We start from the raw sequence: 23,202 nt of genomic DNA, 5'->3' as shown, positions 1-23,202 counted from the left end.
GAGAGCCACCCTGCCGACGGGCCATCATCGAGGCGTCACCCGAGGCTCCCGTCAGCGGAATTCCTCGAGGACTTCCTGCTGGAGGCGACCGAGCACGTCCTCCCGAGCGCCACGTGGCAGATTGAAGTCGGCGACCACGAGCTCATCGACGCCGGCGGCCGCGTAGGCGCCCGCCGCCTCCCGGATCTCGTCGGCTCCGGCACCGACGAGGCCGCCGTGGTTGCCGAGTCGACGACGAACCTCGTCGCGTTCCTTCGCCGAATCGCAGAACCGCGTCATCACCGAGATCGTGATCCGGATCTCCGCCGGGTCGCGGCCGATCTCGTCACACCATCGCTCGATCACCTGCCGCTTCGGTCCGACTTCGTCGGGGGTGGCCCACACATTCCACTCGTCGGCGTGGCGAGCGACGGTGCGCAACGTGCGCCGCTCACCCTTGCCGCCCACGAGCAACGGGATGCGTCGACCATGCCCGCTCGGCTCGCACGGCGCGCCGTCGAGTTCGTAGTGCCGGCCCGCGAAGGACGTGCGCTCGTTGTCCAGCAGCCCTCGAATCACCCGGCACGCCTCCTCGAGGCGGTCGGAGCGATCGCCGGGATCCGTGAGTTCGATCCCGTATCGGGCGTGTTCGTTCTCCTGCCACCCGGCGCCGAGCCCGACGACGAAGCGACCACCCGAGATCTCGTCGATGGTTCCCGCCATGTTCGCGACGACGGCCGGGTGGCGGTACAGATTCCCGCTCACCATGGCACCGATACGGACCCTGGGAACGAGCGCGGCGAGCGCGGCCTGGGTGGTCCAGGCTTCGAGCCAGGGCGCGAGCTCCTCGGTGGCGGCTCGGTCGTCAACACCGAGCCCGACGTTGGTCATGAAGTGGTCGGGCACCCAGATGCCGTGCCATCCCTCCGCCTCGGCCCACCGACACCCACGCAGCAGGTCGGCCCAGGGTTGCGCGGTCGTGGGCCAGAAGCTGAAGTCCATCGGGGCACCGTAGCCGGGACGCATCCACCGGCTGCGGGGAGGCCTCGGGCGATCGACCGGGGCCGGACTAGAACGTGCTGACCTGTGCCGGTGCCGGTGCCGGTGCCGGTTGCGCAGGTGCGGCCGGAGCGGCGGCCGACGGTGTTGTCGCGATCTCGGCGACATCGACCGGCTCGGCCGACTTGCCGTAGCCGCCGGGTCCGCCGAGACCCTTCGTGTAGTAGAGCCGCAGCACGCGGTCGATCGAGTGGCGATCGAGAACCGGAGCGATCCCCTCGTACAGGGCGAGGGCCTTCACGAGCTTGCAGACGTCGGCCGGAAGGTACGGACGCAGGTCGCCGCCCTCGGCGATGCACAGCATCCGCAGGTACGCCGCCGACTCGCCATCGCAGCCGACCCCCATGGCGTGCGCGACTCGAGCCAGGATCCAGTCGAAGGCGTCCTCGGTGATCGAACCGATGAAGATCTTGGTCTGGATCCGACGGAAGAAGGCTTCGTCGCCCAGGTCGCTGGGATCGAGGTTGGTCGACAGGACGACCTTCACGTCGAAGGGCACCTCGAAGCTGACCCCGTAGTTGAGCGAGAGGTAGTCCACACGCCGATCGAGCGGCACGATCCAGCGATTGAGGAGTTGGTCGGGCGTGAGCACCTGACGACCGAAGTCGTCGATGATCATCACGCCGTTGTTCGCCTTCATCTGGAGCGGGGCGAGATAGATGCCGCTGGTCTGGTCGAAGGTGAGATCGAGCATCGAACCGACCAGCTCTCCGCCGACCACGACGCGGGGCCGGCTGCAGAGGATCCAACGGGGATCGAGATCATCGGGTTGCTTCTCGGCCGGCGAGTGGACCGTCGAGTCGAACACGCTGATGATCTGGCCGTCGACCTCGATCGCCTTCGGCACGAGCACATGGTCCGGACTGATCCGCACGATCCGCTCGGCGATCGACGTCTTGCCGGTACCGGGGGGCCCGTAGAGGAACATGGCACCGTTGGCGTTGAGAGCCGGGCCGAGTTCGTCGAGCAACTCGTCGGAGATGACGAGATCGGAGAACGCGGTCTTCAGCCGTTCGCGATTGACGTAGACCGCCAGACGCTGGGCGGCGACGACGGCGCGATAGTGCTCGAGCGACACGGGACAGGCGCCGGCGTAGCGCGATTGAGCGAGGCGGTCGGTGGCGTGCTCCTGACCCAGGCCGGTCAGGGCGAGCGTGTAGTCACGCCCCACCATGCCGAGGACCTCGATCTCCTTCTTCTCCCGCAGCTCCTGGACGATCTTGTCGACCAGACCGGCGTTCAGCGCGAGCGCGTTCGAGAGTCCGGTGACGTTCGTCTTCCCCTCGAAGAGGCAGCGGCGCAGCACCAGGTCGGCCACGAGCGCGTAGGGCACCCCGAGATCCTCGGGCGACTTGGGCGGCCGAAGTGCCGGATCGTTCGCGACTGATGACACAGCAGATCTCCTCGAGGCGCATCGCCTCTCGATTCGTGCCTGTCCTGTCGGTCAGCCCGGCGGCGAGTTGACGGTTTTCGCGCGGATCAATCGCCTGCGTTGGACCGTTGGATCGCCCGTTCGTCGGTCCCCAGATAGCTCGCGATCACCTGCGGGTTGTTCCGTACCTCATCGGGCGTTCCCTCGGCGATCACCGCGCCGGACTCGAGGCAATAGACGCGATCGCTGATCGACATCACCAGCGGCATGTCGTGCTCGATGACCACCACCGACGCGTCGAGCTCCTCCTGGATCTTCTTGATGAGAGGTCCGAATGCCTCGGTCTCGCGTTGGGCGACACCGCCGGTGGGCTCATCGAGGAGCAGCACCCGAGCGTCGACCGCCAACAAGGAGCCGAGCTCCACGATCCGTCGCGTGCCGGTCGACAGCGCTCCGATGACCTGGTCGGCGTAGCGACCGAGCCCGAGATAGTCGATGATCTCCGACGCATCCGACCGCTTGGCCCGCTCGTGCGACGGCGAGGGCGGGATGCCGAACATCGACGGCACCAACAGCGAGTGCTGCCGTGCCTCGAGCGCGACCATCAGTGCTTCGCGCACCGTCAACTCCGGATAGAGCCGCGCCGATTGGAACCCCCGGCCGAGGCCCACGGTGTGCCGGGCGGCGGCACTGCGGTTCGAGACGTCGACGCCGAGCACCTCGACCTTGCCGTCGGAGGGCACGAACCCGCTCACTGCGTTGAGCAGCGTCGACTTGCCTGCACCGTTCGTACCGATCAGCCCGACCAGTTCTCCGGGGGCGACGTCGAACGACACGTTGTCGACGGCGACGTTGCCGCCGAAGCGGACGGTCACCCCGCGAACCGACAGCGCCGGTCCCTCGAGCACCGCTCGCACCGCTCCCGTCGTCGGGACCGGCACCGCCTTCTGGGTCGCCGGGACGACCGCGCCACGCTCGGAAGCCTCGTAGCGGCGGTCGGCGACGCGCAACAGCGCGTCGCGGGCACCGTGGACGAGCTGGAGCAGACCTCCGGGGAAGTACATCAACAGCACCAGGAGGCCGATGTTGGAGGTCAACAGCGACTGGAGGTTGCGCAGGCGTTCGGGGGTCACCTCGCTGATGCCCAGGATCCACAACGAACCGAGGATCGGGCCGGCGACGGAGCCGAGACCACCGATGATCGCCATCACGATCACTCGCAGCGACTCGGCCGGCGCGAAGTCGGTGCCCGGCGACAGCGATCCCTGCGAGATCACGAACAACGAACCGGCCAGCGCGCTGATGCCACCGGAGATGGCGAAGGCGGACAGCTTGGCCCGCGCCGGCGACACGGTCGAGGCCGCCGCCATGTCTTCGTTGTCTCGCACGGCGATCATCGTGCGACCCAGACCCGACGCCCGGATTCTCGACGCGATCCACGAGACCACGATCAACGCCGTCAGGCACAGGAGGTAGAGGCTCCGCCGGGAGGCGCCGAAGTCGAGCCCGAGGAACGACGGAGGAGACGGCGGACGGGGGAAGCTCGTTCCTCCCGAGAAAAAGGTCTGGTCGAAGAGCCACGAGCTGGCAGCCACCGCGAAGGCCAGGGTGGTCACCGCGAGGAAGAGCCCCCGCACGCGAAGCGCCGGGAGTCCGATCAGCAGCGCCATCACCACGCCGAGGCCCACGGACAAGATGACCGCGATCCCCCACGGTGCCTCGATGCTCAGGTCGAACAGATCGAAGGGGATCGGGATGTCGTGGCCCTTCGTGAACGCAACGGTCGAGAGCGCTCCGACACCCACGAAGGCGAACTGGCCGAGCGACAGCTGCCCGGCCCACCCGGTGAGGATCGACAGTGACAGTGCGACCATCGCGAACAGCACGATCCGGGTCCACACCGAGATGCCGCCCGACGTCGTGACGAAGACCGGGACCATGGCGAGGGCGGCGAAGAGGAGAGCCAGGCCGATCGCGTTGATGTTGCGCACCCACCAGACGCTGCGGAGTCGTTCCGGGATCGGGCGGCTCGCCGGCGAGAGCGACCAGCCGTCCTGGCGTTCACCGCGGACCACCCAGATCACGATCACCAGCACGGCGACGAACATCCAGGCGTTGACGATGTCGGCGTTGTCGACATTGCTGCGTACCAGCTTCTCGGCGACGCCGACACCCAGACCGGCCACCACCACGCCGGGCAGCGACCGCATCCGAGCCAGCAGCGAGACCACGAGCACGCGCAGCAGCAGTTGCTCGACGAGGAGGTTGCCCGTGTCGTCGACGGCGGCCGCACTGAGCACCGTGAAGGGGGCGGTGACGATCGCGGTGACCGCGGCGAAGCCGGCAGCGACGGTCCACACGATGGTGGAAACGCGCCGCGGCGAGGTGCCGTAGACCCGCGCCGTGTCGGCGTTGTCGGCCGACGCCCGCACGGCCAGACCGAACTTCGTGCGCGTCATGAACACGGCGAGCAGGAGGATCAGCACCGGTACGACCAGGAGCACCACGAGTTCGCGAGAGGCGAGCGAGATGTGATCGGTCGGATTCCAGCTGATGTCGAAGGCGGTGGGGATCGGCCCACCGGCCGTGATGTCGGGGATCCACGCCACCCGAGCCAGCGTGAGGATCTGCGCGACGCCGATCGTCGCGATCAGCAGCACCAGGCGCGGTGATTCGAAGAGTCTTCGCACCACGATGAGTTCGACCGCCATGCCGATGAAGGCGGTGGCGAACACTGCGACCGCGAACGCCAACCACCAGTTGACGCCATAGTTGACGATCATCATCACGAAGAGGGCGAGTCCGAAGAACCCGATCTCGCCGTGCGCGAAGTTCAACACCCCGGTGGAGCGATAGACGAGCACGAAACCTGCGGCGAGGGCCGCGTAGCTCAGGCCGGTGATGAGGCCGATGACCAGATCCTGCTGGCCGAACTCGAAGCCGAAGAGTTCGATCATCCGCCCTCCCCTCCGAGGAAGACGGCTCTGGCCAGGTCGTCGCGCTCGGCCAACTCCCGGGCCGGACCCTCGAACCGCACGACCCCCTTCTCCATGAAGATCGCCCGATCGGCGAACGCGAGCGCCACGTTGAGCGACTGCTCGACGATGATCATCGTCTGCCCTTCGGCCTTGAGCCGCTCGACGACCGCCAGCAACTCCTGCACGACGACGGGGGCGAGACCGAGGCTCAGCTCGTCGATGATCAAGATCTCGGGTTCGTGAAGCAATGCCATCGCCAGTGCGAGCATCTGCTGCTGCCCTCCGGACAGATCGCCGGCGGGTTCGCCGAGTCGGCCCTGGAGCGCCGGGAACATGTCGAGCGCCGTCGCCACCCGACGGTCGGCATCGTCGGACTCGACATTGCTACCGAGGAGCGAGGCGCGGAGGTTCTCCCCGATGGAGAGCGACGGGAAGATGCCCGAGCCGCCGCGCAGCTGCACGATGCCGACGCGGAACCGGGTCTCGGCCTCGGCATAGGTGATGGTGCGGCCGTTGAGCCGCACCACGCCACGATCCGGGATGCCGAGGCCCGAGATCGCTCGGAGGAGCGTCGACTTGCCTGCGCCGTTGGTGCCGAGCAGAGCGACGACTTCGCCCTTGGCGACCTCGATCTCCACGTCGAAGAGCACCTGCACGGGGCCGTAGCTGAAGTCGAGATTACGGACCTGGAGGGCGGGGACGACCTCACCGGCAGCGATCTTTCGGGCCTCTTCCTGCTCCTCGAGCAGTTCCTCGACGGCCAGCGAGATGTCGCGGCGGATGTGGAACGCCCCACGTCGGATCAGCCAGCCGCCGATCATCGCCGTCCATGGCGCCAGCAGGAGCATCGCGGTGCGGTTGTTGTAGGCGTCGGAGATCTGGCCGGCGACGATGCCGCCGATGAAGCCGCCCATGAGGAAGATGAAGACCGGCAGCAGGGCGAACGCCTGGGCCCGGATCCGGTAGGGCGCGACTGCGGCGATGATCGTCGGGGCGGCGATGAACGCAGCCGAGATGCACGCCTGGGCGAGACCGATCCCGAGAACGAGGAGCCACAGTGGCTTCATGGGAAGGGCGATCAGGTAGATGACCCCCGCCATCGCGATGAGACCGCCGGTGAGCTTCACCATCGACTCGGGGTCCTCGCGGAACTTCCTGTCGAACGCGCGACCGGCCAGCGGGATGGCGATCAGCGACGGGACCCAGAGAAGCGCCTCGATGATGCCCCGGTCGAGCGCGTCGAGTCCGTACTTGTCGTCGAGCAGGAGGTTGAACTGACCCGGGACCGCGATCAGGGCGAACCCGAGCACTCCGATGCCGGTGGCGAAGAAGTAGAAGGTGCGGATCTTGCGCAGACGAGCGAGGGCGGTGCTCATCGACGGTTCGAGTTCGTCGACGTCGACCGCCTCATCGGTGAGCAGCGCGGACTGTTCGTTCTGCCCGCGCCGCGGCTCCTTCATCGTGAACGACGCGATTCCGACGATCACCGGCGGAATGGCGAGGAGGTAGAACGCCCAACGCCAACCCTCGTCGCCGCCCGCAGTGGTCGCGATCAACCCGATCGTGAGCGGACCGAGGAGCTGCCCGAGGGGCCGACCGAGACCCTCGAAGGCGAACACCCGCGAACGGGACGGGATCGGATAGGCGTCGGTCAGCAGCGAGTTCGACACCGGGATCCGGTACGCCTGACCGAACCCGGTGGCCGCGTTCGTCCAGAACAACTGGAAGGCGTTGACGATGAAGCCCGAGAGGGCGAGCGTCGCCGCCCAGAAGAATGACGCGATCGGAATGATGCGCACCCGGGTGACACGGTCGGCGAGCGCCGCCATCGGCACCGCCCCGAGCACGAGGGCGACGCCACCGAAGCCGAGCACACCGGCGAGGACGGTGTCGGAGATCTTGAGCGAGTCCTGGATGTCGGGACCGATCACCCGGATCGCACGAGGAAGATCGTCGATGAAGTTCAGGAAGAACAAGAGGACGACCGTCGTCTTGCCGCCGATCCTCATCGCCTCCCGCAGGGTCATCGGATCATCGCCGACGCCGGGGAGGAGATCATCCGGGAGCAGCACTGCGGCATCACGAGCGGCTTGGGCGTCCTGACGCTTCGCCTCCTCTTCGAGCACCGCGGCCGCGAGCGATGCAGCCGCCCCCGCAACCTCGCCGTCGTGTGCCTCGCCCGTCATGCGTCCCCCGGAGTCTGCCGTCGTGAGTGCGACAGTCTGGTCGGTGGCCCGGACCAACGCCAGACGGGCCGACTGCGCGCATGCGGTGTCGCCCGGTGACTTGTGTCACTGTGGTGCGGGCACGAAACTTGCCCGGGCCGTTCAGGGGAACGGCCGGACCCTGGAGGATCCTCATGAAACACCGATCGCTTCGATGGCTCGCGGTATTGCTGTCGTTCACCTTCCTCGCCGCCGCCTGCGGCGGCGAGACCAGCTCCGAGAGCGACGACGTCGACACCAGCGATTCGACGCCGGACGACAGCACCCCTGACAGCACCCCCGACGACAGCACCCCCGACAGCACACCCGACGACAGCACGCCGAGCGACGGGGAGGCCAACATCTACGAGGATCCCCGCGGTGGCATCTTCGCCGAATTCCAGCAGACCTTCGACCGCGGCGACGACCCCTTCGCCCAGATGGGCTCCGTGTGCGTCGCCCACGATGCTGCAGCCGACCGGGTCGACACCGACCCCGGCATCACTGCCGACCAGATCAACGTCGGCCATCTCCGCAGCCGTCTCGAGGACGCCGTCGAGATCGGCTTCGGTATCCCGGTCGGCGACACGAAGGAAATGTTCGAGGTCTTCGTCGACTACATCAACACCGAATGTGGCGGCATCCGGGGTCGCCAGATCAATCTCGGATACGCCGAGGCCGACCTGCTCGGCGCCGACGTCGAGGCCAGCCGGAACCGGGCCTGCCTCGCGCTGACCGAGGACTTCGACTCGACGATCATCATGAACAGCACGGGGTTCCAGGGCGGCGCCAACCTCTGCATCGTCGAAGAGCAGAACACCGCGTTCATCTCGACCCAGGGCCAGACCGAGGAGTTCATGGCCCGCGGTGAAGACCGGCTGATCTCCCTGTCGCCGACCCTCGAGGAGAGCCTGCGATTCCTCGTCACCGACCTTCTCGACAGCGGTGCGCTCGAGGGCAAGAAGCCCGGCGTGGCCGCCCCGAGCACCCCGGGTCAGTACGAGGCCGTCGAAGCAGGGCTCGTCCAGCCGCTCCTCGACGCCGGCTTCGATGTGGTCTTCGACCAGCTCGACTGCGGCGGGAGCACGGTGTGTACCGGCGGCGTCCCGGAGTCGGTCCAGAACATGATCGACGGTGAGGTCGACGTCTTCTTCAACGTCCTCAACATCGTTTCGGCGCCCGGCTACATCAACGAGATGGTCACCCGAGGTTTCCAGCCCGGCGACGTCCAGTTCTACGCCTCCGACTTCAACAGCCAGGCGGGCGAGCTGACATCGAGCCAGATCGCCAACAACCCCGATGCCGGGGCGCTCTACAACGGCGCGATCATCGTCGACTTCCGCACCACCGGCGACTTCCGGCGGGACGACTTCCAGCCCAACCCGTTCGCCGAGGAGTGCAACCGCGTCTACGCGGAGAACAGCCCGAGCGGGGCGTCGCACAAGTTCGACGACGCCGAGGACGTGGCCTACGGCATGGTGGGCAGCGTGTGCAGCATCGTGAAGGTCATGGCCCGTGCGATCTACCACGCCGGCGACAACCCGACGATCGCCGACATCCAGGCGTCGTTGGCAAGCCTGGGCCCGATCGACAACAACGGCCTCACGCCGGCGTCGATCGTGCCGGGCAAGACCCAGTCGGCCGACGCCATTCAGACGCTCGACTACGCGTTCCCGTGCGACCTGCCGCTGCCGTTCCAGCGAGACGACGGCGAGCCGATCTGCATCACCGGTCGCGGCGACTTCCGGCCGGCTCCGCGCTGAGCCACGCCGAATCGAGCTGACTGAGGGATCCCGGCCCTGCGGCCGGGATCCTTCGCGTCCGGGGACCGGCATGACCACGCAAGGTAGCGTGACCCGACCCGGGGATTCGCGAGGAGGCCTGATGACCACCGGAGTGTTCCGCTTCGACCCCGGGCCGCAGTCGCGATGATCCGCGTGATCCAGGCCCACCCGGTGCCCGAGAGCTTCAGCGGGGTGTTGCTCGACGCCGTGGTCGCCGGCGTCCGCGACGGCGGCGTCGAGCCCGTCGTGACCCGTCTGGGCGACGGCCGCGAGCCCGGTCCGACGGCCGCCGACCTGATCGGGACCACCGCCCTCCATCTCGTCTACCCCACCTGGTGGGGCGGGCAGCCGGCGGTGCTGCTGGACTGGATACAGCGCACGCTGGCGCCCTGGATCGACGATGATGTCGCGTCGACCCGCTCCCCGCTCGCCGACGTCACCCACCTCGCCGCCGTCACCACCCACGGCTCGTCGAAGCTGGTGAACCGTCTCCAGGGCGAGCCGGGACGCCACCTCGTGACCCGGGTGCTGGCTCGACTGTGCCACCCCGACGTGACCACGGACTGGGTCGCCTTCTACGGGATCGAGCGCTCCAGCGACGCCGAGCTGCGGGCGTTCCTCGACCGGGTGCGGCGCGAGGTCCGGCTCACCATCGTCGGAGGCTCGAGATGATCGATCCGACATCGTCGGCCGGTGCGAGGCGCACGTAGGTCCGTCGACACGTCCGGGCGCAGTTGAGTCGCACGGTCCACAGAATCGATCGGCGGGCGCCGTCGCGGGACCGGGCCGTGGTCAGACGACCGTGGGGTACTCGCGTGATGAGCCCCAGCCGTTGGATGTGACGCAACGTGGGCACGAACTCGCCCTTCTCGTCGAACGTGAAGGCGACACCGGGAACCAGGACCCGGTCGAGGAACCCCTTGACCCTGGCCGGCACCGAATGGGCGACGGTGGGGCAACAGAACAAGAGAGCCTCGGCCCAGCGGAGAAGCTCGGCGGCGTCGCGGGTCTCCGGCGACAGCAGGTTCGCGCCCTCTTCGTCGTATGCCCGCCGCTCGGCCGTCGACATCGCGACCGCGAAACCGATGCGAGCGAGATCGAGCGTCCGCACCTGGTGCCCGGCATCGCCGAGTGTGTCGACGGCAGCAGCCACGATCGGATCGTCGCCTTCGAAGCCGTCGATCAGCAGCACCCGCATCCCGCTCAGTCTGCCGTAGTGACGGGCGAAGTCCCGACGGGCTGATGACGGCGCACCCAAAACGGGAAAGTCTCAGGCCGGGCGGACCCTTGGCCTGAGACTTCACGGGGTGGAGGTGAGGGGAGTTGAACCCCTGGCCTCCTCGATGCGACCGAGGCGCTCTACCAACTGAGCTACACCCCCGTGGGAGCCGCCATGGTAGCGGCTCGTACGGCGATTCGACTCAGCCGTTGACGACGTGTCGCGGCCGAGGGGCCGCCGCAGGCTCGGGGTAGAGCATGTGGACCTTCATGTCGCGCTCCGCCTCGTCGTTGCGGCGCTGGACCACGGCATAGCCGTAGGCGGCGAGGGCAAGGTCGACGACCACGTGCACCAACACCGCGACGCCACCGATGGCGACCGCGGCGAAGAAGGTGAGGACTGCGGCGACGACGAGCGCGACCAGCACCTCACGACGGCGACGAGCCGCCTCGTGCGCAGTTCGTGGCGCCAGTGTGGGCACCGACGGGCTGAAGGCCGAGGCGCGAGCCGCGGAACCGCCCAGCGAACCGAGACCGCTCGAGAAGGCACGGATGCCGTCGGAGCGGTGATGAGACGTCTTCTTGTTCTCACGCCAGTACCAGCCGAGATAGCCGGCCCAACAGGCGCCGAGAATCAGGAGAACGATTGACTCCTTCATCGGATGAGGTCTCCTCCAGGGTGCGGTGCGGCGGTGCACCGGAATGAGGACCCCGGTAGGGGCCCGTACTCCACGTTACGGTTCTACTACGAACGCAACGCGAAGACAATCACCGGGCGACGAACGTCACATCCGAGCCGCTCGACCGTTTCAGTCGACGGCGCGTTTGTAGTGACCGCTGCGACCGCCGGTCTTCTCCCACAGGGCGATCTCTCCGATGACCATGCTGCGGTCCTTCGACTTGCACATGTCGTAGACGGTCAGCGCGGCGACGCTGCAGGCGGTGAGCGCTTCCATCTCGACGCCGGTCCGGTCGACGGTCTCGACCGACGCCTCGATCTCGATGCTCTCGTCGAGGATCTCGAAATTGACGTTGACCGCACCCACCAGAAGGGGGTGACACAACGGCACGAGGTCTGAGGTTCGTTTGGCCGCCTGGATGCCGGCGACCCGAGCCACGGCGAGGACATCGCCCTTCTTGATCGCACCCTGGGCGACCGCAGACGCGGTCTCGGGGGTCATCGTCACGCGGCCGCGAGCGATCGCTCTCCGGTGGGTCGGCTCCTTCGGGGTCACGTCGACCATCCGAGCGCGACCCAGCGGGTCGAGGTGCGTGAAGCCGTGATCGCTGCTGTCGGACATCCCGGGAGTCTATTGCCCCATCTCCTGCGCAGGGAGTTCCGGCGCCCGCCGGAACTCAGGGTTCCCGTCAGCCGCCGATCTCCGACATCGATCGTCGGGGACGGATGAAGTGGACCTGGTTGATCCGGTGCCCGGCCCACTTGGACGCGACCGACCGCGCCAGCGCGTCGGCAACGACGTCGTCGGACGAGCCGTCTCGCAAGAGGCTGCGCACATCGGTTTCGTCGGTGGCGAAGAGGCAGTTGCGGAACTGGCCGTCGGCGGTGATGCGCACGCGATCGCAGCTGTCGCAGAACGACTGGCTCACGCTCGCCACCACGCCGATCTCTCCCCCACCGTCGACATGGCGCCACCGCGTGGCGGGGGCCGATGTGCGTTCGATCGGCTCGAGGTCGAACTCGGTGCGCAGGGTGGCCAGGATCTCGTCCTGTGTCAGGACACGGTCGATGTTCCAGACCTCGTCGGCGTCGAGCGGCATGAACTCGATGAAGCGCACGATCACGCCGCGGTCTCGACCGAAGCGGGCGAAGTCGAGCACCTCATCGTCGTTGATGCCCTTCATCACGACGACATTGACCTTGACCGGATCGAACCCGGCGTCCTGGGCCGCCTCGATGCCCTCGAGCACCCGATCGAGTTCGTCGCGGCGGGTCAGCTCCTCGAACCGATCGGCCCGCAGCGAGTCGAGAGAGATGTTGACGCGGCCCAACCCGGCCGTCTTCAGCTCGCGGGCGAGGAGCGGCATGCTGACGCCGTTGGTGGTCATCGCCAGATCGACCCCGAGGGCGGCGAGCTTCTCGACGAGAACCGGCAGCTTGGCCCGCACCGTGGGTTCGCCGCCGGTGAGGCGGATCCCGTCGACGCCGTAGCGCTCGACCATGATGCGGGCCACCCGCTCGATCTCCTCGAAGGTCAGGAGGTCTTCACGACGCTGCCACTCCATCCCCTCCTCGGGCATGCAGTAGGCGCACCGGAAGTTGCAGCGATCGGTGACGGAGATGCGCAGGTCGCGGTGGACCCGGCCGAACCCGTCGATCAGCTGCGTCGTCATGTGTCCAGAGTACCGAGCGGGATGATCTCGACCTCATCGCCGGCCCCGACGTCGATCCCGTCGGGCACGACCGCGAGGGCGGTGGCACCGGCCATCGCGGTGAGCTGGTGCGACCCCTGGCCACCGAGCTTGTGCACGTGCCAACGGCCCGTTTCGTCGGGTCCGCCGTCGACCCGCAGGAAGTGCGTCTTGCCGTCGTCGTGGCGTCCCAACGGGTCGACGCTGATCGCCCGGCGGGTCGGACGGTGCAGGACCGACTGACCGGCCATTCGCCGCAACGCCGGTCGGGCGAAGAGCTCGAAGCTGACCATCGACGACACCGGGTTTCCCGGAAGTCCGAAGATCGGGGTGTCGGCCACGAGGCCGAACGCGAACGGCTTGGCCGGCTTGATGGCGATCTGCATCCACCGCATGTCGCCGATCCGGTCGAGGACGACCTTCACGTAGTCGAACGCCCCCATCGACACGCCACCCGAGGACAGCACGGCATCGCAGCGGGCAGCACCGTCGAGGAACACCGCCTCGATCGCGGCCTCGTCGTCTCGGACCAGCCCGAGGTCGACGGCGTCGAAGCCCGATTCGCGCAGCAGCGTCAACAGCGTGCGGCGATTCGAATCGCGGATCTGCCCGGGCCGCAACGGACCGCCGTCGTCGACGAGTTCGTCGCCCGTCGACAGCACCCCGACGACGGGCCGGGGCACGACGTCGACCTCGCCGATGCCCACGCTCGCCAACACCCCGAGGTGGCCGGCGGTCAAGCACGTACCCGCCGGGTACAGCAGGTCACCCGGACGCACGTCCTCACCCGCGGCCCGAACGTGATTCCCGGGTGGGACCGTGATCTCCACTTCGACTCGCCCGTTCGCCTCGTCGTAGTTCGTCCGCTCGACCATCACAACGGCATCGGCCCCGGGGGGCATCGGCGCACCGGTCATGATCCGCATCGCCTGCCCCGGACCCATCGGCTCGTGCGCCGCCGAACCCGCCGCGACGGTGCCGACCACGTCGAGCACCACCGGCGCGGCATCGGTGTCGCGGGCGACGACGGCGAACCCGTCCATCGCCGTGTTGTCGAAGGGCGGGACGGCCTCCGCGGCGGTCACGTCGGCGGCGAGCACCAACCCCGCGGCATCGGCGAGCAGGACCGACCGGGGGACGCCGGGCGCCACACGGTCGAGGACGTGGGACCGGGCTTCGTCGAGCGAGATCATGGCGACAGCGTGCCAGACCCGGCCCGGGCTTACGACCGGGCCGCCCCGATCGTGCCGCCGAAACGGCTCAGACGAGACGAGTCAGACGACACGGTTCAGACGAGACCGCGTGCACGCATGATCGCCTTCAGCATCTCGGCCACCTGGGCGCCGCTGCCCGGATCGTTCAAGGAGAGCTCGATGTTGGCCCGCAGCCAGTCGAGCTTCTGACCGGCGTCGTAGCCGGCGTCCTTGATGACGAGCCCGCGGAGACCCGGGTCGCCGATGAGCATGGCCATGGCGTCGGTCAGCTGGATCTCCCCACCCTTGCCCGGCTCGGTGCGGGCGAGCCGGTCGAAGATCTCGGGCGTGAAGACGTAGCGTCCCGTCACCTTGAGGTTCGACGGCGCATCCTCGAAGGCGGGCTTCTCGACGATCGAGTCGATCTCGACCACGTCACCGTCGCGGCTCGAGTACCCGGCGCAGCCGTAGTTGGAGATGTCCGGTCCGTCGACCTCGAACAGGGAGATGACCGAGGACCCGGAGGACTCGCACTCGTCGATCATGCGACGCAGGGTGACCCCACCGTCGGGGAGCAATTCGTCGGGGAGCAGCACGGCGAACGGCTCGTCCCGCACGTGGCGAGCCGCCATCGAGACCGCGTGGCCGAGGCCGAGCGGCGCGCCCTGACGGGTGAAGTGGAACGTCGCCATCTCCGTGATCCGCCGGACGCTCGCGAGCATCTCGGTCTTGCCCTTGGCCTCGAGGAGGTTCTCGAGTTCGGCCATGCGGTCGAAGTGGTCCTCGACCCCCTTCTTGGTCGGGCTGGTGATGATCAGCACGTCGTCGATGCCGGCGGCCACCGCCTCCTCGACGACCCACTGGATGGCCGGCCGATCGACCACGGTGAGCATCTCCTTCGGCTGTGACTTCGTCGCAGGAAGGAACCTCGTGCCGAGGCCGGCGGCGGGGATGACAGCGGTGCGAACTCTCTTGCCCATGTGACTGCTCAGTTCTGAGATGACGTCCGGTTTCCCACCCGATGCAACGCTACGACGTCGGCTCTCACGAGCACCACCGGGGGACCGACTTCACATCGGCCTCGGGGCCCCGGAATTGAGCCTGCGCCTACGCGGCCGCGGTGCCCGACTCGTCGATCCGGTTCTCGTCTCGGCGGAGCATCCTCCGGATGTTCGACTGGTGCCGGATCACGAGGATCGATGCCACGCCGGCCGACACGGCCACCTCGTAGCCGGGACGACCGACGAGCGCAGCGATGACCGGATACGACAGCGCGATTCCCAACGAACCGAGCGCCGCGATTCGTGCGACCTTGACCAGGACGAGGAACACCCCGGCGCAGGCGAGACCGATCAAGGGGTTGATGACCAGTCCGGCGCCGCCGGCGGTGGCCACACCCTTCCCACCGCGAGATCCACGGGTGACCGGCCACACGTGCCCGGCCACCGCCGCAACCCAGACGGCGTGCGCCTCGGGCATACCGGCCACGAGGAGGGCGATCGCCGCGGGAATCGCACCCTTCAGCATGTCGATCATGCCGACGATCACGCCGGCCTTCCTGCCGCCGAGGCGGTAGACGTTGCTCGCGCCCGGGTTTCCCGAGCCCTGGGTGGTCGGGTTGACCCCCATGCGGCGTCCGACGATGTGTGCAGTGGGGAACATGCCGATGACGTAGGCACCGATGACCAAGACGACCGCGAGGAGCACCCGCACATCGTACGCGCATGCGGCTCCGTGGTGGCCAGGGTGTCCTGTTCGTGGCCGGTCGGTATCCTTCGTTGCCGTGCCCACTTACGACTATCGATGTGAACGCACCGGTGAGATGTTCGAGTTGTGGCAGTCGTTTTCCGACGACGCGCTGACCGAGTGCCCCCAGGTGCACGAAGGCGAGACCGCGACCTGCGGCGCGTCGGTCAAGAAGGTCTTCAGCAAGGTCGGCATCTCGTTCAAGGGCGAGGGCTTCTACAAGAACGACCACGGAAGCTCCGCGAAGCCGGCCGCCGAGAAACCGTCCGCCGAGAAGACGGCGACGGAGAAGCCGAAGGAAACACCGAAGACCGATTCGTCGAGCTCGAGCAGCGCGACGAAACCCGGCACCGACTGACCTTCGCGGGTCCACCCGCACCGCACTTCCCCGTTTCGAGCAACCGAGGACGTGCCGCCCGTGAAGACCCGACCGACCGCGAGCCCGAGTCGACCGACCCGCGCACCGAGGTTTCCGACGAGGGCAAGGGCACCGCTCAGGTCGCTGCGCCACGATCGCCGCACACGTCCGATCGTGGCCGCGCTCCTGATCCTCGCGTCATTGGTCGCGCTTCGTGCCGAACACCAGGCTGCCGCTCGGCTGCGGGCCGAGTGGGGACCCCACGTCGCCGCGTGGACCGTCGTGACCGATCTCGAATCGGGCCACGTGCTCGCTGAGAGCGACCTGGTCACCCGGCTGCTGCCCCCTGCCGCGTTACCGGCCGACGCGGTCACGGTGGCGCCCGTCGGAGGTCGCCTGCTCGACTCTGTCGGCGAGGGAGAGATCGTGCGGGCCGGCCGCGTGGACGGCGTCGACGAGGCGTCCGACGGTTCACACCTCGGGTCGGGTCGCGGCGCTGTCGCACTCTCGTCCGCTGCCCCCCACCTCGAGGTCGGGGACCGGGTCGACCTCTACGGCCTCCTCGACGGCGACCTGGTCGCCGCCGGTGCCGTGGTCGTCGACGTCACCGATGACCGCGTGCCGGTGGTCGCCGTCGACGACGGTGACCTTCCGGCGGTGATCCGGGCGTTCACCACCGGCGATGTGGTGCCGGTCGTGACCGGGTGAGGATCAGCGCCAGCTCGTCGAGAGGATCACGAGCACGGCCAGGCCGGCCACGATGCGATAGATCACGAACGGCCGGAAGGTCCGGGTCCGCACCAGTTGCAGCGTTCCCCAGACCGCGAGCCAGCCGGTGACGGCCGATGCCGCCATGCCCCACAGGAAGGGCGGCCAGAAGTCGCTCGGGATCCGGGCGTCGAGCAGTGAGAAGACTCCGGCGCCGGCGATGACCGGCAGGCTCATCAAGAACACGAGACGAGCCGCGGCATCCCGTTCGAACCCGACGAAGCGCGACACCGTCAGCGTCGCGCCGGAACGTGAGACGCCGGGCTGGAGGGCGAGCGCCTGGCCCACGCCCATCATGAGCGCGTCGCGCAGCGTGAAGTCGTCGAGCGGTCGGCGTTCGGGGAGCCGGTCGGCGATGAACAGCAACACGCCGAAGACGATCAGCATGACGGCGATCATGGCGATGCTGTCGAGATCGGCGATCTGGTCCTTCAGCACGACGCCGGTGATCCCGGCCGGAACCGCAGAGGCCACCAGGAACCAGGCGATCCGGCCGTCGGTACCGAGCGTGCCGCCCCGGAGGGGAGCGAAGCCTGCCAGCAGGTACTTCACGACATCCTTGCGCAGGTACGCGATGGCGCCGAGCAGGGTGCCCATGTGCACGGCCACGTCGAACGAGGTCTCCAACTCGGGGGTCAGGTCGTCCCAACCGAACAGCCAGCGGGTCAGCTCGAGATGGCCGCTCGACGAGATCGGCAGGAATTCCGAGAGCCCCTGGACGATGCCCAGGACGATCGCATGCAGGATCTCCACGGGTCAGCCACCTCCACCGAGGGTCAGGCCCTCCATGACGAGCGACGGAACGATCGAACCGCCGGGTTGGTGTTCCCTGTCGGCACCGACGGCGGTGATATCGAGCAACATCCTCGGAATCGCGCCGGCCAGGGTCCCCTCCCGGATGGGCTCCGCCAGGGCACCGTTTCGGATCCGGACGCCTTCGACGCCGACCGACAGATCGCCGCTGACGGCGTTGACGCCGGAGTGCAGGCCCTGCAGTGAGGCCACGAGAAGTCCGTCGTCGATGCCGGCGATGAAGTCGTCGAGTCCACCCGAGCCCGGGGCCACGTGCAACGCTCGATACCCGGGCGACGGCCCACCACGGATGCTGCGCAGCGCCGAACCGGTCGACGTCGTCCCCAGACCTCTGGCGCTTCTCGTGTCGTGGAGGAAGCCGTCGAGCGTTCCTCCGCCGATGAGCGGCACGCGGCGACAGGCCAGCCCCTCGCCGTCGAAGGCCGCAGCGGCAAGTGAATCCGGGTCGGTCGCATCGTCGAAGAGCGACAGGATCTCGGCCGCGACGGTGTCGCCGACGCGGTCGGCGAACGGGGTACGGCCCTTGACGACCCGCTCTCCGGACAGCATCCCCGCAACCAGGCCGAGTATCGTCGCCGCGAACCGCGGCTCGAACACGACGGTCGGTCGTCCGGTCGTCGGCGTGACCGCACCGAGCAGCTGCAGTCCCCGGGCCACGGCGAGTTCGGCGACCTTGTCGACATCGAGCCCGACCGGACCCCGTGCCGCGTCGACCGCGCCACCCGTACGCGTGCCGCCGTCGACGTCGTCGACCAGGACACTCGTCGACAGTGATGCCATCGTGCCGGTGGTGTGGCTCTCGATGCCGGTGGTGCTCCTGATGACGACCTCGCTCGAGGTGTCGCCATAGACCGATGCCCGCACGCCGCGGATGCGGGCGTCGGCGGCGAGCACGGCCGCCTCCAGCGCGACGGCCAGCGCGATCTTGTCGTCGACCGGGGTCGAGGCGACCGAGACGTCCCAACGATCCACCGGCACGGCGGCGACACCATCGGGCACGGCGAGCCCGACGCGTTCGTCGTCCTGCGCGAACGTCGCGTTGTCGCGCGCCTCGGCGACGAGGTCACGCACGACGTCGGCGTCGAAGCTGCCCGCGTGGGCATGACCTTCGCGGCGGCCGACGACCACACGCACGCCCACACCGTGCGATTCGGCGACGGTCAGCGACTCGACCTCGCCACCATGGACGCGGACGGTCGTCTCCACGGCGCGCCCGACGCACACCTCGACATCGTCACCGGCCTGCGCCGACGCGAGCAGGGCACGCGCGATCTCGTCGAGTTCGGTCAACGGATCAGACGCCCGACATGGTGACATCGGCGACCACGAGGCTCACCCCGGCAGCGCTCATGGGCAGCCACTCGAGATCGGCACCGATCCCCTGGATGTCGAGCAGGAGGCGCTGGATGGTCGACGCGATCGTGAGCTCACGCAAAGGCTCGGCGACCTCGCCGTTGCGAATCCGCAGTCCTTCCGCACCGGTGGAGAAATCGCCCGACACGGGATTGACGCCGGAATGCAACCCCGCGACGCCCTGGACGAGCAGGCCGTCGTCGATCCCGGCGATGAGCTCGGCCTGAGTCTTGCTTCCGGGGCGCAAGGCGAGCGCGTGGGCGCCGACTCCCGGCGCACCCTTGAATCCGCCGCGCACGGCGGACCCCGTCGACATGGTGCCGCCCCGACGGGCCGAGTAGCTGTTGTGCAGGAATCCCTGCAGCACGCCGCCCTCGATGAGCGACGTCGGTCGGGTCGCGAGGCCTTCGCCGTCGACCATCGACGCGGTGAACGCATCGGGGTCGGTGGCGTCGTCGACCAGGATCAGATCCGCCACCGCGACCTGTTCGCCGACCCGGTCGGCGAACAAGGAGCGGCCCCGCTGCACCGCATCGCCGGTGAGCGTGTGGCCGATGATGCCGAGCAGCTGGGCGGTCACCCACGGGTCGAGGACCACGGTGACTCGACCCGTCTCGGGCTTCACGGCGCCGAGGAGGCGCGTGGCCCGCTCTGCCGCATCGGCGGCGGCCTTGGCCGGATCGAGCGCCGAGGGGCCGCGTCCGATCGAGAACCCGAATCCGGTCTGCGTCTCGCCGTCGGCTTCGGCCAGCGAGTAGGCCGACAGGTAGCAGCCCGTCTCGCGCGTCGAGCTCCGGATTCCGGTCGATGTCGCGACCGCGGACTCGTAGACCGTGTCGACGTATTCGGCCGACTCGATGCCGGAGATGCGGGGGTCCGCGGCCCGGGTCGCCCGCTCGAGCTCGATCGCGAGGGCCACCTTCTCGTCGGTCGAGAAGTCGGCTAGGGACGCATCGAAGAGGTCGAGCTCCGCGGTGGCGACGCCGTCGGGCACGGCCACCCCGTTGAACTCGTCGGGTTGGGCGAAGGACGCATTGTCTCGCGCCTCCCGCAGGGTCTCCTGCAGGGCGCCCTCCTCGAGGGTTCCCGCGTACGCGTAGCCCTGTCGGCCATCGACGACGACGCGCACCCCGATTCCCTGGCTCTCGGCCGAGGTGAGCGACTCGACATCACCGTCGTAGGCCCGGATCTCGGTCTCGTGCTCGTGGACGACGAACGCCTCCACCTGCTCGCCGTCGTGCGCCCATCCGGCGACGCGATCGGCGATGTCGATCAGTTCTTCCATGACCCCCGCCTCAGGCCGCGGTGCCGCCGACGGTGAGGCTGGTCACCCGCAGCGTCGGGGTCCCGTCGCCCACCGGCACACCCTGGCCGTCTTTGCCACACGTGCCCGGCGAGCCCATCGCGAAGTCGTTGCCCAACGCATCGATGCGCGTGAGCACCTCGGGACCGTTGCCGATCAGGTTGCCCTCGCGGATCGGCTCGGTGATCTCGCCGTTCTCGATGAGATAGGCCTCGGTCATGCCGAACACGAAGTCGCCGGTGGCGGTGTTGACCTGGCCACCCCCGAGCTGGGCGACATAGACACCGTGGTCGGTGCTGCTGACGATGTCGGCCGGATCGTCGGACCCGTTGGCGAGATAGGTGTTGGTCATCCGCACCATCGGGAGGTGCTGGTAGCTCTGGCGGCGGCCGTTGCCGGAACTGGGTCGGCCCTCCTTGCGGGCCCGCAGGTGATCCCACATGTAGTCCGTGAGGACGCCGTCCTGGATCAAGACGTTGTGTGCAGCCGCCCGGCCCTCGTCGTCGATCGTGAAGTGTCCCCACTCCCCGGCCATCGTGCCGTCGTCGACGAGGGTCACGAGTGGCGTGGCGACCGCCTCGCCGACCCGGCCGGCGAACACGCTGGCCGACTTGGCCACGAGGTCGGCTTCGAGGCCGTGCCCGCATGCCTCGTGGAAGAGCACCCCGCCGCCGCCGGGACCGACCACCACCGGCATCGCGCCGGACGGTGCCGGGCGAGCAGCGAGCTTCGTGATCGCGCGACCGGCGGCCCGGCGCGCCATGTCCTCGACATCGGTCTCGTCGAAGAGTTCGAACCCGACCGTGCGCCCGGCCGATTCCCGACCGGTCTGGAGCCCGGTGTCGCCGGTGGCGACGCAGGAGACCGAGAACAGGGTGCGGACCTGGTCGTCCTCGGCGAGCAGGCCGTCGCTGTTGGCGACCAGGATCCGTCGCCGGCTGTCGCCGTAGCGGGCCGACACCTGGGTGATCGCCGAGCCTTCGCCACGAGCGGCCGCATCGGCCAGCGAGAGGAGTTCGACCTTGGTCGCCTTCGCCACGTCTTCGGGCGCGATGCGAACCGGACGTGGCCGGGGACCGTCGACCGGATGGACCGCGACCTCGCGGACTCCGCCACCGCCGCCGCGTGCGGCCGCCGCGGCCGCCTCGGCGGCCTTCGCCAAACCGGCTTCGGAGAGATCGGCGGTGTGCGCGAAACCGGTGGTGTCGCCGACCACGACACGGATGCCGGCGCCACGGTCGCGGCCGCTGGTGAGCTCCTCGACCCGACCGTCGTCGAGGGTCGCGGAGGAGGAACGCTTGTCTTCGACGAAGACCTCGGCGAACTCTCCACCGGTGCGGAGCGCGGTGCCGAGCGTGCGGTTGATGAGCTCGTGATCGAGCACGGAGACCTCCTGGGCCGGGGGTTGGCTATGGTACCGCCGATGTCCGTGGACGCCGGGTTGGTCGCCCGTATCGAACGCAAGGTCTCCGACGACGACACCGCCATGGCCATGGGCTCGGGCGATGTCGACGTCCTGTCGACCCCGCGCGTGCTCGCATGGGCCGAGGCCGCATGTGTGCAGGCTGTCGCCGGGCACCTCGAACCGGGCCAGACGACGGTGGGGATGCGCATGCAGATCGACCACGTGCAGCCCAGCCCCGTGGGTGCCGACGTCACGATCTCGGCTGTGCTCGACCGGGTCGAGGGTCGGCGGCTGACGTTCGCCGTCGAGGCCGGAGATGTCCGCGGGATCATCGCCTCGGGGCGCGTGGTACGGGTCCTCGTCGACCGCGACCGGTTCCTCGAACGAGCGACCGAGTAGACCGGTGGCGGCGCCCACCGACGCGATCATGCGCGAACTCGACTCCCCTCCCGATCCGACCACCCCAGGCGAGGCCGGCGTCCATTGGTGGGTCGAAGGCCTGATCACCCTGGCCTTCTACGTGATCTACTCCACGATCCGGAACCAGTTCGGCTCGGCGCTGGGCGGCGACATCATCGATCGCGCCTTCGACAACGCCCTGCACGTCATCGACATCGAGCGGGCGCTCGGGCTCTACCACGAGGAGTGGATCCAGGCCCGATTCCTCGCCTACGACCCGTTCATCGTGTTCTGGAACGTCTTCTACGGGACCTTCCACTTCGCCGTGACCATCTTCGCGATGGTCTTCCTCTTCCTGCGCTTCCCGCAGCGCTACATGTTCATGCGTTCGGCGTTGGCCGCGACGACGATGGCGGCGCTCATCGGGTTCGCGTTCTTCCCGCTGATGCCACCGCGGCTGCTGTCGGCATGCGAGCCGCAGTCGTCCTACGGCGCCTGCAGCCCCGACCACGACTATGTCGACACGCTCGTCGACCCGGGCGGACTCTGGTCCTTCGAAACCGACACGATGGAGTCGATCTCGAATCAGTACGCGGCGATGCCGAGCCTCCACATCGCATGGTCCACGTGGTGCGCAATCGGTCTGTTCCCGGTGCTGCGCCGACGCTGGGCCCGCGTCGCCATCGCCGCGTACCCGTTCGTCACGCTCTTCGCGATCATCGTGACGGCGAACCACTACTGGATCGATGCCATCGGCGGCTTGACCGCGCTCGGGTTCGGCCTGGCGATCGCGAGTCCGTTGGCTCGGCTGTTCCCCGGCCGCTTCCGTCAACCGCGCGAACGTGGCGCTACCCTGAAAGCCGGGTAGCGCCGCCCGCGGCGGCCCGCTTCGTTTCGTGA

21 protein-coding genes and 1 tRNA gene are annotated in these 23,202 nt (G+C 68.4%); 6 read left to right on the top strand and 16 right to left on the bottom strand.

Going from position 1 to position 23,202, the window contains the following annotated elements; translation table 11 throughout:
* Positions 1-51: 51 nt before the first annotated feature.
* From R2707_20870 to R2707_20855, 4 genes are all read right to left on the bottom strand, one after another.
* Positions 52-1,005, bottom strand: coding sequence for an LLM class flavin-dependent oxidoreductase (locus R2707_20870; GenBank protein ID MEZ5247554.1), 954 nt, complete (start codon positions 1,003-1,005; stop codon positions 52-54).
* A 43-nt stretch (positions 1,006-1,048) separates the two neighbouring features.
* Positions 1,049-2,431 carry an AAA family ATPase gene (locus R2707_20865; protein MEZ5247553.1) on the bottom strand — a complete coding sequence of 461 codons (1,383 nt, stop codon included), beginning with the start codon at positions 2,429-2,431 and terminating at the stop codon, positions 1,049-1,051.
* An 86-nt stretch (positions 2,432-2,517) separates the two neighbouring features.
* Complete coding sequence (locus R2707_20860; GenBank protein ID MEZ5247552.1) at positions 2,518-5,367, bottom strand: ATP-binding cassette domain-containing protein; 2,850 nt, start codon at positions 5,365-5,367, stop codon at positions 2,518-2,520.
* Positions 5,364-7,574 (bottom strand): ATP-binding protein, encoded by a 2,211-nt coding sequence (locus tag R2707_20855; protein MEZ5247551.1) that lies wholly within the window; start codon positions 7,572-7,574, stop codon positions 5,364-5,366. The genes R2707_20860 and R2707_20855 overlap by 4 nt, the downstream gene beginning before the upstream one ends.
* 173 nt (positions 7,575-7,747) lie before the next feature.
* On the opposite strand from R2707_20855, the gene R2707_20850 reads away from it, so the two are divergent.
* Together R2707_20850 and R2707_20845 are read left to right on the top strand one after the other, a co-directional pair.
* Positions 7,748-9,355 carry a hypothetical protein gene (locus tag R2707_20850; protein MEZ5247550.1) on the top strand — a complete coding sequence of 536 codons (1,608 nt, stop codon included), beginning with the start codon at positions 7,748-7,750 and terminating at the stop codon, positions 9,353-9,355.
* Positions 9,356-9,520: 165 nt separating this feature from the next.
* Positions 9,521-10,048 (top strand): NAD(P)H-dependent oxidoreductase, encoded by a 528-nt coding sequence (locus R2707_20845; GenBank protein MEZ5247549.1) that lies wholly within the window; start codon positions 9,521-9,523, stop codon positions 10,046-10,048.
* Here the strand turns inward: R2707_20845 and R2707_20840 are convergent.
* The 8 genes from R2707_20840 to R2707_20805 all read right to left on the bottom strand — a co-directional run bounded on the left by R2707_20840 (position 10,023) and on the right by R2707_20805 (position 15,864).
* Entirely contained in the window at positions 10,023-10,574 is a 552-nt protein-coding gene (locus R2707_20840) for an NAD(P)H-dependent oxidoreductase (GenBank protein ID MEZ5247548.1), read from the bottom strand. The two genes, R2707_20845 and R2707_20840, sit on opposite strands and share 26 nt — an antisense overlap.
* A gap of 110 nt (positions 10,575-10,684) precedes the next feature.
* A tRNA-Ala gene (locus tag R2707_20835) sits at positions 10,685-10,757 on the bottom strand.
* A 40-nt stretch (positions 10,758-10,797) separates the two neighbouring features.
* Positions 10,798-11,253, bottom strand: coding sequence for a hypothetical protein (locus R2707_20830; GenBank protein ID MEZ5247547.1), 456 nt, complete (start codon positions 11,251-11,253; stop codon positions 10,798-10,800).
* Between the two features lie 150 nt (positions 11,254-11,403).
* Positions 11,404-11,895, bottom strand: coding sequence for a cyclic pyranopterin monophosphate synthase MoaC (gene moaC / locus R2707_20825; protein ID MEZ5247546.1), 492 nt, complete (start codon positions 11,893-11,895; stop codon positions 11,404-11,406).
* A gap of 67 nt (positions 11,896-11,962) precedes the next feature.
* On the bottom strand, positions 11,963-12,946 hold the full coding sequence (gene moaA / locus R2707_20820) for a GTP 3',8-cyclase MoaA (GenBank protein ID MEZ5247545.1): 984 nt from the start codon (positions 12,944-12,946) through the stop codon (positions 11,963-11,965).
* Positions 12,943-14,157, bottom strand: a complete 1,215-nt coding sequence (locus R2707_20815; GenBank protein MEZ5247544.1) for a molybdopterin molybdotransferase MoeA — start codon at positions 14,155-14,157, stop codon at positions 12,943-12,945. Before R2707_20815 ends, moaA begins: the two co-directional genes overlap by 4 nt.
* Positions 14,158-14,252: 95 nt before the next feature.
* Positions 14,253-15,137, bottom strand: a complete 885-nt coding sequence (locus R2707_20810; GenBank protein ID MEZ5247543.1) for a UTP--glucose-1-phosphate uridylyltransferase — start codon at positions 15,135-15,137, stop codon at positions 14,253-14,255.
* 127 nt (positions 15,138-15,264) lie between these two features.
* Positions 15,265-15,864 carry a glycerol-3-phosphate acyltransferase gene (locus R2707_20805; protein MEZ5247542.1) on the bottom strand — a complete coding sequence of 200 codons (600 nt, stop codon included), beginning with the start codon at positions 15,862-15,864 and terminating at the stop codon, positions 15,265-15,267.
* Positions 15,865-15,940: 76 nt separating this feature from the next.
* Here R2707_20805 and R2707_20800 point away from each other — a divergent pair, with 76 nt between their 5' ends.
* Positions 15,941-16,261 carry an FmdB family zinc ribbon protein gene (locus tag R2707_20800; GenBank protein MEZ5247541.1) on the top strand — a complete coding sequence of 107 codons (321 nt, stop codon included), beginning with the start codon at positions 15,941-15,943 and terminating at the stop codon, positions 16,259-16,261.
* 174 nt (positions 16,262-16,435) lie between these two features.
* Positions 16,436-16,969, top strand: a complete 534-nt coding sequence (locus R2707_20795; protein MEZ5247540.1) for an SAF domain-containing protein — start codon at positions 16,436-16,438, stop codon at positions 16,967-16,969.
* 3 nt (positions 16,970-16,972) lie between these two features.
* Here the strand turns inward: R2707_20795 and R2707_20790 are convergent, their stop codons facing one another.
* Genes R2707_20790 through R2707_20775 form a run of 4 tightly spaced genes read right to left on the bottom strand, consistent with a single transcriptional unit; the run spans position 16,973 to position 21,882 of the window.
* A complete protein-coding gene (locus R2707_20790) occupies positions 16,973-17,782 on the bottom strand; it encodes an undecaprenyl-diphosphate phosphatase (GenBank protein ID MEZ5247539.1) in 810 nt (269 codons plus the stop codon).
* 3 nt (positions 17,783-17,785) lie between these two features.
* Positions 17,786-19,132, bottom strand: coding sequence for a TldD/PmbA family protein (locus R2707_20785; protein ID MEZ5247538.1), 1,347 nt, complete (start codon positions 19,130-19,132; stop codon positions 17,786-17,788).
* Between the two features lie 4 nt (positions 19,133-19,136).
* Positions 19,137-20,480, bottom strand: coding sequence for a TldD/PmbA family protein (locus R2707_20780; protein MEZ5247537.1), 1,344 nt, complete (start codon positions 20,478-20,480; stop codon positions 19,137-19,139).
* A gap of 10 nt (positions 20,481-20,490) precedes the next feature.
* Complete coding sequence (locus tag R2707_20775; GenBank protein ID MEZ5247536.1) at positions 20,491-21,882, bottom strand: TldD/PmbA family protein; 1,392 nt, start codon at positions 21,880-21,882, stop codon at positions 20,491-20,493.
* A 39-nt stretch (positions 21,883-21,921) separates the two neighbouring features.
* Here R2707_20775 and R2707_20770 point away from each other — a divergent pair, with 39 nt between their 5' ends.
* On the top strand, positions 21,922-22,302 hold the full coding sequence (locus R2707_20770) for a hotdog domain-containing protein (GenBank protein ID MEZ5247535.1): 381 nt from the start codon (positions 21,922-21,924) through the stop codon (positions 22,300-22,302).
* A 4-nt stretch (positions 22,303-22,306) separates the two neighbouring features.
* Positions 22,307-23,170, top strand: a complete 864-nt coding sequence (locus R2707_20765) for a phosphatase PAP2 family protein (GenBank protein ID MEZ5247534.1) — start codon at positions 22,307-22,309, stop codon at positions 23,168-23,170.
* Positions 23,171-23,202: the final 32 nt, after the last annotated feature.

This window comes from Acidimicrobiales bacterium (genome assembly GCA_041394245.1).
Taxonomy (GTDB): Bacteria; Actinomycetota; Acidimicrobiia; order Acidimicrobiales; family Aldehydirespiratoraceae; genus JAJRXC01.
Note: the sequence above shows the minus strand (reverse complement) of the source record. Positions and strands in the feature narration are given on the sequence as shown.